The following is a 15,778-nucleotide window of genomic DNA, read 5'->3' as shown; positions in this document are numbered from 1 at the left end:
AAAAAAACGGCCAGGAGGCCGGTTTTTTTTATTTAGCACGCTTACTCGACGGGCTGTGGGCGGGTCGGTTCAGCGGTGGCTTTATGGGTCGCGCTATGACCGCCGGCGGCGCCTTTACCTTCAAAGGCGAATGGCGGCCGCACCCAGGTGCTGTGGCGCGGTGCTTCCGGGACATAGTCCGGCGCTGGCGCACGGGTCATTGGCGCGGTGGCATGGCGATGACTCGCCACCACTACCGGCTTGCTCACCGGTGGCTCGGCCTTGACCGGCTCGACAGGCGCTGCTTCGACAACCGATGCTTCAACCGCGGTTTCCGCCGCCGGGGCGATGGTTTCCACTGGCGCTTCAACGACAGGCGCCGTTTCCACCACTTCAGGTTCTACCACCACCGGCTCGGCGTCGATCGTCACTGGCGCGATAGCCTGAGGCGCTTCGACAGCCGGCGCTTCGGTGACCAGCTCCTGCGGCGCAGGCTCGACGGCTGCTGGCGCGACAACTTCCGCAGCATCAACGACCACCGGCTCGGCGGCCGCGACCGGCTCGACGACCACAGGCTCAGCGGTAACCGGCTCCATGGTTGCCGGCTCGACGGTGACCGGCGCAGCGGTAACGGTTTCAACGACGGCAACCGGGGCCGCGACGGCCGCGACAGTTTCCACGACGTTGTCGTCCTGAACCTGAACCTCTTCCGGCTGCTGGTCCTGCGGACGAACTACCGGGTAGCGGATCCAGACTTTACCGGAAGCCATCTCCGGCGATGCGCAGGCCACGGTCAGCGGCATTGGCGACTGGGTCGGATAGCGTTCGTCACGATAGCGACGACGACGCTGACCGCTGACGCGCAGGTGACGCGGGGAACGACGTGAGCGACGCGGCATACCGTTCGCTTCACGGGATTCGCCATTTTCGTCCTGGTCCGCCACGCTCTCCACGACTGCTGGCAGCTCGGTTTTCACCGGCTCGCTGCGCGGAGCGATAACTTCCGCCACTACGGCTTCTGGCACGATCTCGGCAACCTGCTCAACGACAGCGGACTCGACGCGTACTTTCTGTGCCAGCTGGCGCGGTTTACGACGCGGCAGGGTCTGCACACGCTCTTCCTGCTCCGTCTCCTGCACTACCGGCTCTTCGCGTGTCTGCGCTTTGGCTTCCTGCTGCGCCTGACGTTTGTCGTCATTGCGGCGGCGGGTGCGTTCGCGGCGCGGCTGCTGCTCGTCACGAGATTTCGCTTTTTCCGCGTCGTCACCTGAGGTCTGGCGAACATCACGGGCTTCCACGTTCTGCGACGGCTTCTCGCGACGGTTGCGACGGTTCTCTTCACGCGATTCGCGCGGTTCACGGCCTTCGTTATTCTCGGCACGCGCGTCGCGGTTATCACGGTTGTCGCGATTATCACGATTGTCGCGATTGTCACGACGGTCGTTGCGATCGCGGCGGTTGTTGGCGCGCGGTTTACGGCGCTCCTGCTGACGCTCTGGTTTTTCTTCCGCTTTCTTCTCGACCTGAACTTCAGCCGGTTTGGCCTCTTCGGCGCCAGAGAAGATATTCTTCAGCGCGCTGAAGAAGCGCGAGAGCAGGCCAGGCTGCGCCGGTGCGGCGGCCGCGACCGGGGTCGCTGCGGCGACAGGCGCGGCGGCTGGCTCTTCGAGCATCGGGGCCGGCGGCGCGTCAGGCATGACAAAAGCGGCGAGGGCCGGTTGTTCCGGACGTTTCCGTTCTGCCGGCTCATCGTCGCCCGGCAGCGCCATCTCTTCTTCATGCAGCTTCGGCAGCAGGTAGCTCAGCGTTGAGGTCTCTTCACCTTTGCGCACGCGCAGGACGGAGTAGTGCGGCGTCTGCATTTCGTCGTTTGGCACGATGATCACGCGCACATCGCCCTGACGGGATTCAATAGCGCTCACCGCGGCACGTTTTTCGTTCAGCAGATAGGAGGCGATCGGTACCGGAACGATGGCATGAACTTCTTTGGTGTTCTCTTTCAGCGCTTCTTCTTCAATCAGACGCAGAATAGAGAGCGACAGCGATTCGTTATCACGCACGGTGCCGGTGCCGGAGCAGCGCGGGCAGACGTGGTGGCTGGATTCGCCCAGCGACGGACTCAGGCGCTGGCGGGACATCTCCAGCAGGCCGAAGCGCGAGATATGGCTGATCTGAATGCGCGCCCGGTCCTGACGGACGGCTTCGCGCAGACGGTTCTCCACGGCGCGCTGGTGGCGAACCGGAGTCATATCGATAAAGTCGATAACGATCAGGCCGCCGAGGTCGCGCAGACGCAGCTGGCGGGCAATCTCGTCAGCCGCTTCGAGGTTGGTGTTGAATGCCGTCTCTTCGATATCGCCGCCGCGGGTAGCGCGGGCGGAGTTGATATCGATAGCGGTCAGCGCTTCAGTGCTGTCGATGACGATAGAGCCACCGGACGGCAGACGGACTTCACGCTGGAAGGCGGACTCAATCTGGGATTCGATCTGGTAGTGGCTGAACAGCGGGATTTCACCGGTGTACAGTTTGATTTTGCTGCTGAAATCCGGACGACCCAGCGCGGCGATATGCTGGCGCGCCAGCTCAAGCACTTTCGGGTTATCGATCAGGATTTCGCCGATATCCTGGCGCAGGTAGTCACGGAAGGCGCGGACAATGACGTTGCTTTCCTGGTGGATCAGGAACGGCGCCGGACGGCTTTCCGCGGCTTTCTGAATCGCTTCCCAGTGTTTCAGACGGAAGCTCAGGTCCCACTGCAGGGCTTCGGCGGATTTGCCGACGCCAGCGGTGCGAACGATAAGGCCCATGCCGTCCGGAAGCTCCAGGCTCGCCAGCGCTTCTTTCAGTTCGGTACGGTCGTCGCCCTCGATACGGCGGGAAATTCCCCCCGCGCGCGGGTTGTTCGGCATCAGTACCAGATAGCTGCCCGCCAGGCTGATAAAGGTGGTGAGCGCAGCGCCTTTGTTGCCGCGTTCTTCTTTATCAATCTGCACGATAACTTCCTGACCTTCACACAGTACGTCTTTGATATTAGGACGACCATGCGCATTGTAGTTGGCGGGGAAGTATTCGCGGGCGATTTCTTTGAGGGGGAGGAAACCATGACGCTCGGCGCCGTAATCAACAAACGCGGCTTCAAGGCTGGGTTCAATGCGGGTGATTTTGCCTTTGTAGATGTTCGCTTTTTTCTGTTCGTGCCCGGGGCTTTCGATATCCAGGTCGTACAGGCGCTGCCCATCAACAAGGGCGACGCGCAACTCTTCCTGCTGAGTTGCGTTGATTAACATTCTTTTCATCGTAACTTACTCATTATTCTTACATTGACGACTAAGCTGCGGGCAGAGTAATGCCTTTCCGGGGGAAAACCGATGGCCTCGTGTCTGGTTCACGTCGCCAACCTCACGGTTGTCGCGCGCTTAAGAGGCGCAGAGTGTCGGTCGCCTGTGTTTCAAACGGAAACACAGCGCAATTATTCAGGGGAACAGCCTGGGATGTATCACCAGAGAATATTCCATTTATACTCGTCGTCTTTCGCGTTGCAGGCATGATGGCTTAACCTGCTCACCTCGATCGGCTGATCCAGATGAGCTCCCGGGAGTCCCGGAGTTGACGCCTTCCTGCGACTTGAAATCCATAGAGCCTGTACCGGTAAGGACTGCAACCCGCAGCCCGCTAACTGTCTGAAAGATCACAACGTCTTACGCCATTGCTGCGTGGGCGATCGGTCAGACAAAATTGGTCATTCCGCTAATGTCTTGTTCTAACAAGATGCAATACGGAAAACGGTCTCATTATTCCATTGCTAACCTTGTTATAGCAAGTTGACTTTCACCTTTTATCACCCGGTTACTCACAGTTTTATCACCTGCCCATACAGATTGTTCTAATAACAAACAATATGGCGGTCAGGCAAACCGTGAAAACAGGATAATGATAAATATAAGCATATAAAAATGAGTGGCGCTAATGCGTCCGGCTATTTAGAATCGCGCACCATGAAAACTGAGACCCCAACCGTAAAAATGGTTGCCATTGCTGCTGATGAAGCGGGGCAACGTATCGACAACTTTTTGCGTACGCAATTGAAAGGCGTACCGAAGAGCATGATTTATCGCATCCTGCGTAAAGGCGAGGTGCGGGTGAATAAAAAACGCGTGAAGCCGGAGTATAAGCTGGAAGCGGGCGATGAAGTCCGTATCCCGCCGGTGCGCGTGGCGGAGCGTGAAGAAGAGGCGGTATCGCCGCATCTACAGAAAGTCGCGGCGCTCTCTGAGGTGATCCTCTATGAAGACGATCATATTCTGGTCCTCAATAAGCCTTCCGGCACTGCGGTACATGGCGGCAGCGGCCTGAGCTTCGGGGTGATTGAAGGGTTGCGCGCCCTGCGCCCGGAGGCGCGCTTCCTTGAGCTGGTGCATCGACTCGACCGCGATACTTCAGGCGTGCTGCTGGTGGCGAAAAAGCGCTCGGCGCTGCGTTCGCTGCACGAGCAGCTGCGCGATAAAGGCATGCAGAAAGACTATCTGGCGCTGGTGCGCGGCCAGTGGCAGTCGCATACCAAAGTAGTGCAGGCCCCGCTATTGAAGAACATTCTGCAGAGCGGGGAGCGAATTGTCCGCGTGAGTCAGGAAGGCAAGCCGTCAGAGACGCGCTTTAAAGTGGAAGAGCGTTATGAATTCGCCACGCTGGTGCGCTGCAGTCCGGTCACCGGGCGCACCCATCAGATTCGCGTTCATACCCAGTATGCCGGCCATCCTATCGCCTTTGACGACCGCTATGGCGACCGCGAATTTGATAAGCAACTCTCAGGTACCGGCTTAAACCGCCTGTTCCTCCACGCTGCTGCGCTGAAGTTTACCCACCCGGGGAGCGGGGAGGTGATGCGCGTTGAGGCGCCGCTGGATAACCAGCTGAAGCACTGTTTACAGGTGCTACGGAAGAGCAAATAAGCGCAACGGCGGAATCAGTTCCGCCGTTTTTTTTTGCCTTAGCCTAACAGCGGGTTGTCGTTTTCGCGGCGCAGCATCTGACACAGCGCGATTAAGGGTAACCCGACCAGCGTATTCGGGTCGCGGCCTTCCAGCCGTTCGAACAGCGTAATGCCTAACCCCTCGCTCTTGAAACTCCCGGCGCACTGCAGCGGGTTCTCTTTGCGCACATAGCCTTCGATCTCTTTATCGCTGAGATGGCGGAAGTGGACGTCAAAGGGCTCGCATTCGGTTTGCAGATGACCGCTGGCGGAGTTATACAGCGCCAGGCCGGTATAAAAGGTGACGATTGACCCGCTGGCCTTTCTCAACTGCCTGCGAGCATTTTCCTCGGTGTGCGGTTTACCGGTGATCTCACCGTCCAGTACGCAAACCTGATCGGAGCCTATAATAAGGTGATTGGGGTAGCGCGAGGCCAGGCTCTGCGCTTTGGCCTGCGCCAGCCGGGTGACAAGCTGACGCGCGGATTCTTCAGGACGGGGCGTTTCGTCGACGTCAGGCGCCGCGCATTCAAACGGTAATCCCAGTTTTTCCAGCAGCATGCGCCGCCAGGGAGAGGTTGACGCCAGGATAAGTTCAGACATATTTTTTCATCCACATATAGCGCTTCGCAGAGCATCATCTTAAACTATGCGCCGCAATGTGTGCGAATAAATGGCAAAAGGCAACCTGAGGCTGCCTTTTTCTTTGACTCTATGACATTACAAAGTTAATATGCGCGCCCTATGCAAAAGGTAAAATTACCCCTGACTCTTGATCCGGTACGCACGGCTCAAAAACGCCTTGATTACGAAGGCATCTATGCCCGCGATCAGGTTGAACGTGTAGCCGATTCTGTAGTCAGCGTGGACAGCGATGTGGAATGCAGCATGTCGTTCGCTATCGATAACCAGCGTCTTGCCGTCATTACAGGCGATGCGAAGGTAACGGTAACCCTCGAATGCCAGCGTTGCGGGAAACCGTTCTCCCATCACGTCCACACCACGTATTGTTTTAGCCCCGTCAGAAATGACGAACAGGCCGAAGCACTACCGGAAGCGTATGAGCCGATTGAGGTTAACGAATTCGGTGAAATCGACCTGCAGGCAATGGTCGAGGATGAAATTATCCTCTCCCTGCCCGTAGTTCCGGTGCATGATTCTGAACACTGTGAAGTGTCCGACGCGGACATGGTCTTTGGCGAACTGCCTGAAGAGGCACAAAAACCAAACCCATTTGCCGTATTAGCCAGCTTAAAGCGTAAGTAATTGAGGAGTAAGGTCCATGGCCGTACAACAGAATAAACCAACCCGTTCCAAACGTGGCATGCGTCGTTCCCATGACGCGCTGACCGCAGTCACCAGCCTGTCTGTAGACAAAACTTCTGGTGAGAAACACCTGCGTCACCACATCACTGCCGACGGTTTCTACCGCGGTCGCAAGGTTATCGCTAAGTAATCACGCGATACTCGCAGGATTTCCCGTTGCAGGCCATGGCGGGCGTGTGCGTACCTGGACACTCGGTTAACCCGGTAACCAGAAGCGTCAATGCCCGGATTGTTGCGTCTGCAGCGTGAAAATTCGCGGGTGCCAGCGTGATGAAGCTTAGTGAGGACTCCCCGGGCAACTGGGGAATCACCGAACCGGGCAGCGACGATACCTTGACACGTCTAACCCTGGCGTTAGATGTCATGGGGGGCGATTTCGGCCCATCCGTGACAGTGCCTGCAGCACTGCAGGCACTGAACTCTAATTCGCAACTCACACTTCTTTTAGTCGGCGATCCCGACGCCATCACGCCATTACTCGCCAAAGCTGACTTCGAACAACGTTCGCGTCTGCAGATTATTCCTGCGCAGTCAGTTATTGCCAGTGATGCGCGACCCGCACAGGCTATCCGCAGCAGTCGCGGAAGCTCAATGCGCGTGGCGCTGGAGCTTGTGAAAGAAGGGCGGGCGGAAGCCTGCGTTAGCGCCGGCAACACCGGCGCGCTGATGGGCCTGGCGAAACTGCTGCTCAAACCGATTGAAGGTATTGAGCGGCCGGCGCTGGTGACGGTTCTGCCGCACCAGCAGAAGGGCAAAACCGTGGTGCTGGATCTCGGCGCCAACGTCGACTGCGACAGCACGATGCTGGTGCAGTTCGCGGTGATGGGCGCGGTACTGGCGGAAGAGGTGGTCGGCATTGCCAATCCACGCGTCGCCTTGCTGAACATCGGCGAAGAAGAGATGAAAGGCCTCAGCAGCATCCGCGATGCTGCCGCAGTGCTCAAAACGCTGCCTTCCCTCAACTACATCGGCTATCTTGAAGCCAATGAACTGTTGACCGGAAAAACCGATGTGCTGGTTTGTGACGGATTCACGGGCAACGTCACATTAAAAACCATGGAAGGTGTTGTCAGAATGTTCCTTTCACTGCTGAAATCTCAGGGAGAGGGCAAAAAACGGTCGTGGTGGCTGCTGTTACTAAAACGTTGGTTACAAAAAAGCCTGGCGAGGCGATTCAGTCACCTCAACCCCGACCAGTATAATGGCGCCTGTCTGTTAGGATTGCGCGGTTCCGTGATCAAGAGTCATGGTGCTGCCAATCAGCGCGCCTTTAGCGTCGCGATAGAGCAGGCAGTGCAGGCGGTGCAGCGGCAAATTCCTCAACGGATCGCCGCGCGCCTGGAATCTTTATACCCAGCTGGTTTCGAGCTGCCGGAAAGCGACAGTGACGTGAACGCCCGACAGCAAAGCGGGACGAATGGACACCACTGACGCCGCGGCGGTTGAACGAGGCGGGTATATTACCCAAGAGTGACTGAGCGTACATGTATACGAAGATTATTGGTACCGGCAGCTATCTGCCCGAGCAAGTGCGTACAAACGCCGACCTGGAAAAAATGGTAGAGACCTCTGACGAGTGGATTGTCACCCGCACAGGTATCCGTGAGCGTCGTATTGCCGCAGCGCATGAAACAGTTGCTACGATGGGCTTTGAAGCCGCAAAGCAGGCGCTGGCGATGGCGGGCGTGTCCGCGGAGCAAATTGGTCTGATCATCGTTGCGACCACCTCCGGCACGCACGCGTTTCCGAGTTCGGCTTGCCAGATTCAGTCTATGCTGGGCGTCAAAGGCTGCCCGGCGTTTGACGTCGCGGCCGCCTGCGCCGGTTTCACCTATGCGCTGAGCGTCGCCGATCAGTATGTGAAAAACGGCGCGGTGGATTATGCGCTGGTCGTTGGCGCTGATGTGCTGGCGCGCACCTGCGATCCGGCCGATCGCGGGACGATTATTATTTTCGGCGATGGCGCCGGCGCGGTGGTGCTGGGCGCCTCCGAAGAGCCTGGCATTATCTCGACGCATCTGCATGCTGACGGTAGCTATGGCGAACTGCTGACCCTGCCGAACGCCGATCGCGTCGATCCGGAAAATCCGATCTATCTGACGATGGCCGGTAATGAAGTCTTCAAAGTGGCGGTCACCGAGTTAGCGCATATCGTTGATGAGACGCTGGCCGCGAATAATCTTGAACGTTCAGCGCTGGACTGGCTGGTGCCGCATCAGGCAAACCTGCGGATCATCAGCGCGACGGCGAAGAAACTGGGCATGTCGATGGATAACGTCGTAGTGACCCTCGACCGCCATGGCAACACCTCCGCGGCGTCAGTCCCTTGCGCGCTGGATGAGGCCGTCCGCGATGGCCGCATTCAACGTGGGCAGCTGATTTTGCTGGAAGCCTTTGGTGGCGGTTTCACCTGGGGTTCCGCGCTGGTTCGTTTTTAGTATAAGGATTTAAACATGACGCAATTTGCTTTTGTGTTCCCGGGACAGGGCTCTCAGGCCGTAGGCATGCTGGCCGATATGGCGGCGACCTGGCCGGTCATTGAAGAGACCTTCGGTGAAGCTTCCGCAGCGTTGGGTTACGATCTGTGGGCGCTGACGCAACAGGGCCCGGCAGAAGAACTGAATAAGACCTGGCAGACCCAGCCGGCGCTGCTGACCGCCTCCGTGGCGCTGTACCGCGTCTGGCAGCAGCAGGGCGGCAAAGCGCCGGCGCTGTTGGCAGGCCACAGCCTTGGCGAATACTCCGCGCTGGTTTGCGCGGGCGTTATCGCTTTCGCTGACGCCGTTCGCCTGGTTGAACTGCGCGGCAAATTTATGCAGGAAGCCGTACCGGAAGGTACCGGCGCCATGTCAGCGATTATCGGTCTGGACGACGCGGCTATCGCCAAAGCCTGTGAAGAGTCGGCCGAAGGGCAGGTCGTCTCTCCGGTGAACTACAATTCCCCGGGACAGGTGGTTATCGCCGGTCACAAAGAGGCCGTCGAACGCGCAGGCGCCGCCTGTAAAGCCGCGGGCGCTAAACGCGCGCTGCCGCTGCCGGTGAGCGTGCCCTCCCACTGTGCGCTGATGAAGCCCGCTGCGGAAAAACTGGCGCTTGAGCTGCAGAACATCACCTTCAACGCGCCGACGATTCCGGTGGTAAATAACGTCGACGTGAAGTGCGAAACCGCGCCGGACGCCATTCGCGACGCGCTGGTACGCCAGCTGTATAGCCCGGTTCAGTGGACCAAAACCGTTGAGTTTATGGCTGCTCAGGGCGTCACGCATCTGTATGAGGTTGGCCCGGGTAAAGTCCTCACCGGCCTGACCAAACGTATTGTTGACACCCTGACCGCTTCCGCGCTTAACGAGCCGGCGGCGATGTCTGCGGCGCTTGAGCAATAAAAGAGGAAAACCATGAGTTTTGAAGGAAAAATCGCGCTGGTTACCGGTGCAAGCCGCGGTATTGGCCGCGCCATCGCTGAAACGCTCGTCGCCCGCGGCGCGAAAGTTATCGGTACTGCGACCAGCGAAAGCGGCGCGCAGGCGATCAGCGACTATTTAGGCGCCAACGGTAAAGGTCTGATGTTGAATGTGACCGACCCGGCATCTATTGAATCTGTTCTGGAAAATGTGCGCGCAGAGTTTGGCGAAGTGGATATCCTGGTGAATAATGCCGGGATCACTCGCGACAACCTGTTAATGCGCATGAAAGATGACGAGTGGAACGATATTATCGAAACCAACCTGTCATCGGTTTTCCGTCTGTCAAAAGCGGTAATGCGCGCTATGATGAAAAAGCGTCATGGACGTATTATCACTATCGGTTCTGTGGTTGGTACCATGGGAAATGCGGGTCAGGCCAACTACGCTGCGGCGAAAGCGGGTCTGATCGGCTTCAGTAAATCACTGGCGCGTGAAGTTGCGTCACGCGGTATTACTGTAAACGTTGTTGCTCCGGGCTTTATTGAAACGGACATGACGCGTGCGCTGACCGATGAGCAGCGTGCGGGTACGCTGGCGGCAGTTCCTGCGGGGCGCCTTGGCACCCCAAATGAAATCGCCAGCGCGGTGGCATTTTTAGCCTCTGACGAAGCAAGTTACATCACTGGTGAAACCCTGCACGTCAACGGCGGAATGTACATGGTCTGACCGAGATTTGTGCAAAACGTTCAGGAACCGCGCACTTCGCACGGTTCTGTGTGCGGTTTTGTGCGAAAAGATTTGCGTTCTTAGGGCAAACGGCCTCAAAATAGCGCAAAATCGTGGTAAGACCTGCCGGGATTTAGTTGCAAATTTTTCAACATTTTATACACTACGAAAACCATCGCGAAAGCGAGTTTTGATAGGAAATTTAAGAGTATGAGCACTATCGAAGAACGCGTTAAGAAAATTATCGGCGAGCAGCTGGGCGTTAAGCAGGAAGAAGTTACCAACAATGCTTCCTTCGTTGAAGACCTGGGCGCTGATTCTCTTGACACCGTTGAGCTGGTAATGGCTCTGGAAGAAGAGTTTGATACTGAGATTCCGGACGAAGAAGCTGAGAAAATCACCACCGTTCAGGCTGCCATTGATTACATCAACGGCCACCAGGCGTAAGTGAACATCTCCAGGCGGTCATTCGACCGCCTGAGTTTTATCTTTTTTTTGTCCCACAAGAATCTATTTTCCCTCCCTGGAGGACAAACGTGTCTAAGCGTCGTGTAGTTGTGACCGGACTGGGCATGTTGTCTCCTGTCGGCAATACCGTAGAGTCTACCTGGAAAGCTCTCCTTGCCGGTCAGAGTGGCATCAGCCTGATCGACCATTTCGATACTAGCGCCTATGCAACGAAATTTGCTGGCTTAGTAAAGGATTTTAACTGTGATGACATCATCTCGCGCAAAGAGCAGCGCAAGATGGATGCCTTCATTCAATATGGAATTGTCGCTGGCGTTCAGGCCATGCAGGATTCTGGCCTTGAAGTGACGGAAGAGAATGCTACCCGTATTGGCGCCGCGATCGGCTCCGGTATTGGCGGCCTCGGCTTGATCGAAGAAAACCACAGTTCGCTGGTCAACGGCGGACCGCGTAAGATCAGCCCATTCTTCGTTCCCTCCACAATTGTTAACATGGTGGCCGGGCATCTGACCATCATGTTTGGTCTGCGTGGACCAAGTATCTCCATCGCGACCGCCTGTACTTCAGGCGTGCACAACATCGGTCAGGCTGCGCGCATCATCGCCTATGGCGATGCCGATGCGATGGTGGCAGGCGGTGCGGAAAAAGCCAGTACCCCGCTTGGCGTGGGCGGCTTTGGCGCAGCGCGGGCGCTCTCCACGCGCAATGACAACCCGCAGGCGGCAAGCCGTCCGTGGGATAAAGATCGCGACGGCTTCGTGCTGGGCGACGGCGCGGGCATGGTGGTGCTGGAAGAGTACGAGCATGCGAAAAAACGCGGCGCGAAAATCTACGCCGAGATCGTCGGCTTCGGCATGAGCAGCGATGCTTACCACATGACGTCACCGCCGGAAGATGGCGCGGGCGCCGCGCTGGCGATGGTGAATGCCATTCGCGATGCGGGCATCGAACCGGGCCAGATCGGCTACGTCAATGCCCACGGCACCTCGACGCCGGCTGGCGATAAAGCGGAAGCGCAGGCGGTTAAGTCTGTCTTCGGCGATGCGGCGAGCCGCGTACTGGTGAGCTCCACCAAATCCATGACCGGGCATCTGCTGGGCGCGGCAGGGGCGGTAGAGTCGATTTACTCTATCCTGGCGCTGCGCGATCAGGCGGTTCCGCCGACGATCAACCTCGACAACCCGGATGAGGGCTGCGACCTCGACTTCGTTCCGCACGAAGCGCGTCAGGTTTCCGGTATGGAGTACACCCTGTGCAACTCCTTCGGCTTCGGCGGCACTAACGGTTCGCTGATCTTCAAAAAAGTGTGACAGGGCTTGCCCCGGTACTGCTTTAACAAAAGGCCCGTTCGTCGGGCCTTTTTTATTCGGCTTTCTCCGCTTGTCCTCTGCTCCGTGTCCTGAGACACTCACCGACCTGTGAAAAGGAGTCCTTTATGTTCTTGATAAATGGCGTTGAACAGGACACGCTGGCGGCGAACGATCGCGCCGTCCAGTTTGGCGACGGTTGTTTTACCACCGCCCGTATACAGCACGGGCAGGTTGCGTTACTGGACGCCCATCTGCAGCGTTTGCAGACGACCTGCGAAAAGTTACGCATCCCATTTGACGACTGGCTGACGTTGAGCGACGAGATGCAGCGTCTGGCTCGGCCGCACGCCCAGGGTGTGCTTAAGGTGGTCCTCACCCGCGGCGTCGGGGGGAGGGGATACAGCACGGCGGGCTGCGCGTCGCCCACCCGCATTCTGAGCGTCTCTTCGCTTCCGGCGCACTACGCGCGCTGGCGGGAGGAGGGCATTACCCTGACCCGGAGCCCGGTGACCCTGGGGCGCAACCCCTGGCTGGCCGGTCTGAAGCATCTTAACCGTCTGGAGCAGGTGCTGATCCGCTCTCATCTTGAACAGACGGACGCCGATGAGGCGCTGGTCCTTGACAGTGACGGGTGGCTTACGGAATGCTGTGCCGCGAATTTATTCTGGCGTCAGGGACGGGATGTCTTTACTCCGCGACTCGATTATGCCGGGGTCAACGGCATAATGCGGCAGCGTTGTATCGCGCAGCTGGCACCATCGACGTTTCGCGTTGTCGAAGTGACAGCGCGTCCCGAGACGTTGCGGGAGGCCGATGAAGTGCTGATCTGCAATGCGCTTATGCCGCTGGTGCCGGTTCGTCGCTGGGAGGAGACCGTCTGGTCCTCTCGCGAGCTTTACCATTTTTTAGCCCCTTTGTGTGAGCTGTCTGGTTAGTATGAAGAAAATGTTACGTTTTATCCTGTTGCTGGTCGTGCTGTTGGGCATCGCCGCGGCGGCAGGAATGTGGAAGGTACGCCAGCTGGCGGACAGCAAGCTGCTGATTAAAGAAGAGACCATCTTTACCCTCGAAGCCGGCACCGGCCGGCTGGCGCTGGGGCAGGATCTCTATCGCGAGAAGGTGATCAATCGTCCGCGCGTGTTCCAGTGGCTGCTGCGGATGGAGCCTGAGCTGTCTCACTTCAAGGCCGGGACCTATCGCTTCACGCCGCAAATGACGGTACGCGAAATGCTGCAGCTGCTGGCCAGCGGCAAAGAGGCGCAGTTTCCGCTGCGCTTTGTCGAAGGCATGCGCGTCAGCGACTACCTTCGTCAGCTGCGCGATGCCCCCTACGTGAAGCACACGCTTGAAGACGATAGCTACGCGACGGTGGCTAAGGCGTTAGGTCTTGACCACGCCGACTGGGTGGAAGGTTGGTTCTGGCCGGATACCTGGATGTACACCGCCAATACCAGCGACATCGCCATCCTCAAGCGCGCGCATCAGAAAATGGTCACCGAAGTGGCGAAGGTCTGGGAAGGACGGATGGATAATCTGCCCTATGACGATCAGAATCAGCTGTTGACCATGGCCTCGATTATTGAGAAAGAGACCGCGGTGGCGGAAGAGCGCGATCGCGTCGCGTCGGTGTTTATCAACCGCCTGCGCATCGGCATGCGTTTACAGACTGATCCAACGGTGATCTACGGGATGGGAGAAGGGTATAATGGTAAGTTAACGCGTAAGGATCTGGAGACGCCGACCGCGTACAATACCTATACCATCAGCGGCCTGCCGCCAGGCCCTATTGCGGTGCCGGGCGAAGCGTCGCTGAAGGCGGCCGCCCATCCGGCGAAAACGCCATACCTCTATTTTGTCGCCGACGGGAAAGGGGGCCATACGTTTACCACAAACCTGGTCAGCCATAACCGCGCGGTGCAGGACTATCTGAAAGTACTTAAGGAAAAAAATGCGCAGTAACTATATCGTCATCGAGGGGCTGGAGGGCGCCGGGAAGACCACCGCACGTCAACTGGTGGTGGAGACGCTGCAGTCGGCAGGTATTCACGATATGGTGTTTACCCGTGAGCCGGGGGGCACAATCCTTGCCGAAAAACTGCGTAGCCTGGTGCTGGATATCCAGTCCACGGGCGATGAAGTGATTAACGATAAAGCGGAAGTGCTGATGTTTTACGCGGCGCGCGTCCAGCTGGTGGAGACCGTGATTAAGCCTGCTCTGGCTCGCGGCCAGTGGGTGATCGGCGATCGTCACGATCTCTCCACTCAGGCCTATCAGGGCGGCGGCAGGGGGATTGACCGCACGATGCTGGCGACGCTGCGTGACGCCGTTCTCGGCGATTTTCGACCTAATTTGACGCTGTACCTCGACGTCACGCCGGAAGTGGGCCTGCGGCGCGCCCGCGCCCGCGGCGAACTGGATCGCATTGAGCAGGAGTCCATGAACTTCTTCAATCGTACCCGCGCGCGCTACCTTGAGCTGGCCGCGGCGGATCCTTCTATCCGCACGGTGGACGCGACGCAGCCGCTGGATGCCGTCGCGCGCGATATTCGCGCCACGATCGTCCAGTGGATGGCGGAGCAACCGGCATGAAATGGTATCCGTGGCTGCGCCCCTCGTTCGAGCAACTGGTCGGTAGCTATCAGGCCGGACGAGGCCACCACGCCTTACTGTTACAATCCCGGAGCGGGATGGGCGGCGAGGCGTTGATGTATGCGCTGTGCCGCTTCCTGATGTGCCGCCAGCCCGAAGGGCATAAAAGCTGCGGTCACTGCCACAGCTGCCAGCTGATGCAGGCCGGTACGCACCCCGATTACTACCCGCTGAGCCCCGAGAAAGGCAAGAGCGCGCTGGGTATTGACGCGGTGCGCGATGTCAACGACAAGCTCTATGAGCGCGCGCGCCTCGGTGGGGCGAAGGTGGTATGGATTAGCGATGCCGCCTTGCTGACCGATGCCGCCGCCAACGCGTTGCTGAAAACGCTGGAGGAGCCGCCGGAAAATACCTGGTTCTTCCTCGCCTGCGAGGAGCCGGCGCGTCTGCTGACTACTCTGCGCAGTCGCTGCCGCCTGCACCACCTGTCGCCGCCGACGGAATCTTATGCCCTGGCCTGGCTGGAGCGTGAGGTGAACCTGCCGCAGGAGGCGCTGCTGACCGCGTTACGTCTGTGCGCCAGCGCGCCGGCCGCCGCGCTTGAGCTGCTTAAGGAGCCGCAGTGGACGGCGCGACAGCAGCTGTGTCAGGCGCTGGCGACCACGCTGGCGAGCGGTGACTGGCTGGCGCTGCTGCCGATACTCAATCATGAACAGGCGGCGGTTCGCCTGCACTGGCTGGCATCGCTGCTGGTCGATGCGCAAAAACGACAGCAGGGAATTGCCCTGGTGAGTAATCCGGATGTCTGGCCGCTGCTGGAGCAGCTGGCGCATAGTCTGCCCGCCTCCCGGCTGCAGGCGATTGCCCATGACGTCTGTACCTGCCGCGAGCAATTGCTGAACGTCGTCGGCGTCAACCGCGAACTGCTGCTCACCGAGCGCCTGCTGCGCTGGGAACATTACCTGCAACCCGGGACGGTTTTACCCGTCTCCCACCTCTGAGTGAG

At 58.4% G+C, this 15,778-nt stretch carries 15 protein-coding genes; 13 read left to right on the top strand and 2 right to left on the bottom strand.

Annotated elements, in window-relative coordinates; translation table 11 throughout:
- Positions 1–41: 41 nt before the first annotated feature.
- On the bottom strand, positions 42–3,275 hold the full coding sequence (gene rne / locus K5R89_RS18835; RefSeq protein ID WP_254242758.1) for a ribonuclease E: 3,234 nt from the start codon (positions 3,273–3,275) through the stop codon (positions 42–44).
- A 699-nt stretch (positions 3,276–3,974) separates the two neighbouring features.
- Between rne and rluC the strand changes: the two genes are divergently transcribed.
- Positions 3,975–4,928: a 23S rRNA pseudouridine(955/2504/2580) synthase RluC gene (gene rluC / locus K5R89_RS18830; protein WP_012542245.1), complete on the top strand. Its 954-nt coding sequence runs from the start codon at positions 3,975–3,977 to the stop codon at positions 4,926–4,928.
- 38 nt (positions 4,929–4,966) lie between these two features.
- Here rluC and K5R89_RS18825 read toward each other — a convergent pair whose 3' ends face one another.
- Positions 4,967–5,551 (bottom strand): nucleoside triphosphate pyrophosphatase, encoded by a 585-nt coding sequence (locus tag K5R89_RS18825; RefSeq protein WP_023289135.1) that lies wholly within the window; start codon positions 5,549–5,551, stop codon positions 4,967–4,969.
- Positions 5,552–5,692: 141 nt separating this feature from the next.
- Between K5R89_RS18825 and yceD the strand changes: the two genes are divergently transcribed.
- The 12 genes from yceD (at position 5,693) to holB (ending at position 15,773) form a co-directional block, all read left to right on the top strand.
- On the top strand, positions 5,693–6,214 hold the full coding sequence (gene yceD, locus K5R89_RS18820) for a 23S rRNA accumulation protein YceD (RefSeq protein ID WP_017900733.1): 522 nt from the start codon (positions 5,693–5,695) through the stop codon (positions 6,212–6,214).
- 16 nt (positions 6,215–6,230) lie between these two features.
- Positions 6,231–6,404, top strand: a complete 174-nt coding sequence (gene rpmF / locus K5R89_RS18815) for a 50S ribosomal protein L32 (protein ID WP_000290724.1) — start codon at positions 6,231–6,233, stop codon at positions 6,402–6,404.
- 203 nt (positions 6,405–6,607) lie between these two features.
- Positions 6,608–7,705, top strand: coding sequence for a phosphate acyltransferase PlsX (gene plsX / locus K5R89_RS18810; RefSeq protein ID WP_201785712.1), 1,098 nt, complete (start codon positions 6,608–6,610; stop codon positions 7,703–7,705).
- Positions 7,706–7,758: 53 nt separating this feature from the next.
- Complete coding sequence (locus tag K5R89_RS18805) at positions 7,759–8,712, top strand: beta-ketoacyl-ACP synthase III (protein WP_002899288.1); 954 nt, start codon at positions 7,759–7,761, stop codon at positions 8,710–8,712.
- Between the two features lie 15 nt (positions 8,713–8,727).
- The gene (fabD, locus tag K5R89_RS18800; RefSeq protein ID WP_217259090.1) at positions 8,728–9,657 is read left to right on the top strand and encodes an ACP S-malonyltransferase; all 930 of its coding nucleotides are present in this window, start codon (positions 8,728–8,730) and stop codon (positions 9,655–9,657) included.
- Between the two features lie 12 nt (positions 9,658–9,669).
- Positions 9,670–10,404: a 3-oxoacyl-ACP reductase FabG gene (gene fabG / locus K5R89_RS18795; protein WP_002899294.1), complete on the top strand. Its 735-nt coding sequence runs from the start codon at positions 9,670–9,672 to the stop codon at positions 10,402–10,404.
- 210 nt (positions 10,405–10,614) lie between these two features.
- Positions 10,615–10,851 (top strand): acyl carrier protein, encoded by a 237-nt coding sequence (acpP, locus tag K5R89_RS18790; protein WP_000103754.1) that lies wholly within the window; start codon positions 10,615–10,617, stop codon positions 10,849–10,851.
- Positions 10,852–10,940: 89 nt separating this feature from the next.
- The gene (gene fabF / locus K5R89_RS18785) at positions 10,941–12,182 is read left to right on the top strand and encodes a beta-ketoacyl-ACP synthase II (protein ID WP_002900666.1); all 1,242 of its coding nucleotides are present in this window, start codon (positions 10,941–10,943) and stop codon (positions 12,180–12,182) included.
- Positions 12,183–12,307: 125 nt separating this feature from the next.
- Positions 12,308–13,117 carry an aminodeoxychorismate lyase gene (gene pabC, locus K5R89_RS18780; protein WP_023289139.1) on the top strand — a complete coding sequence of 270 codons (810 nt, stop codon included), beginning with the start codon at positions 12,308–12,310 and terminating at the stop codon, positions 13,115–13,117.
- Between the two features lies 1 nt (position 13,118).
- Positions 13,119–14,141 (top strand): cell division protein YceG, encoded by a 1,023-nt coding sequence (yceG, locus tag K5R89_RS18775; RefSeq protein ID WP_023289140.1) that lies wholly within the window; start codon positions 13,119–13,121, stop codon positions 14,139–14,141.
- Complete coding sequence (gene tmk / locus K5R89_RS18770; RefSeq protein WP_023289141.1) at positions 14,131–14,772, top strand: dTMP kinase; 642 nt, start codon at positions 14,131–14,133, stop codon at positions 14,770–14,772. Before yceG ends, tmk begins: the two co-directional genes overlap by 11 nt.
- Positions 14,769–15,773: a DNA polymerase III subunit delta' gene (gene holB, locus K5R89_RS18765; protein ID WP_087827180.1), complete on the top strand. Its 1,005-nt coding sequence runs from the start codon at positions 14,769–14,771 to the stop codon at positions 15,771–15,773. The genes tmk and holB overlap by 4 nt, the downstream gene beginning before the upstream one ends.
- Positions 15,774–15,778 lie beyond the last annotated feature (5 nt).

The sequence above is a fragment of the Klebsiella sp. TF21-TM genome (assembly GCF_019753495.1).
GTDB classification, from domain to species: domain Bacteria; phylum Pseudomonadota; class Gammaproteobacteria; order Enterobacterales; family Enterobacteriaceae; genus Klebsiella; species Klebsiella quasipneumoniae.
Note: the sequence above shows the minus strand (reverse complement) of the source record. Positions and strands in the feature narration are given on the sequence as shown.

Coding starts and splice junctions, on each gene's coding strand:
- acpP (WP_000103754.1), top strand. CDS start 10,615: ATGAGCACTATCGAAGAACGCGTTAAGAAAATTATCGGCGAGCAGCTG.
- tmk (WP_023289141.1), top strand. CDS start 14,131: ATGCGCAGTAACTATATCGTCATCGAGGGGCTGGAGGGCGCCGGGAAG.
- fabD (WP_217259090.1), top strand. CDS start 8,728: ATGACGCAATTTGCTTTTGTGTTCCCGGGACAGGGCTCTCAGGCCGTA.
- K5R89_RS18805 (WP_002899288.1), top strand. CDS start 7,759: ATGTATACGAAGATTATTGGTACCGGCAGCTATCTGCCCGAGCAAGTG.
- fabG (WP_002899294.1), top strand. CDS start 9,670: ATGAGTTTTGAAGGAAAAATCGCGCTGGTTACCGGTGCAAGCCGCGGT.
- rluC (WP_012542245.1), top strand. CDS start 3,975: ATGAAAACTGAGACCCCAACCGTAAAAATGGTTGCCATTGCTGCTGAT.
- rne (WP_254242758.1), bottom strand. CDS start 3,275: ATGAAAAGAATGTTAATCAACGCAACTCAGCAGGAAGAGTTGCGCGTC.
- yceD (WP_017900733.1), top strand. CDS start 5,693: ATGCAAAAGGTAAAATTACCCCTGACTCTTGATCCGGTACGCACGGCT.
- rpmF (WP_000290724.1), top strand. CDS start 6,231: ATGGCCGTACAACAGAATAAACCAACCCGTTCCAAACGTGGCATGCGT.
- holB (WP_087827180.1), top strand. CDS start 14,769: ATGAAATGGTATCCGTGGCTGCGCCCCTCGTTCGAGCAACTGGTCGGT.
- K5R89_RS18825 (WP_023289135.1), bottom strand. CDS start 5,551: ATGTCTGAACTTATCCTGGCGTCAACCTCTCCCTGGCGGCGCATGCTG.
- pabC (WP_023289139.1), top strand. CDS start 12,308: ATGTTCTTGATAAATGGCGTTGAACAGGACACGCTGGCGGCGAACGAT.
- yceG (WP_023289140.1), top strand. CDS start 13,119: ATGAAGAAAATGTTACGTTTTATCCTGTTGCTGGTCGTGCTGTTGGGC.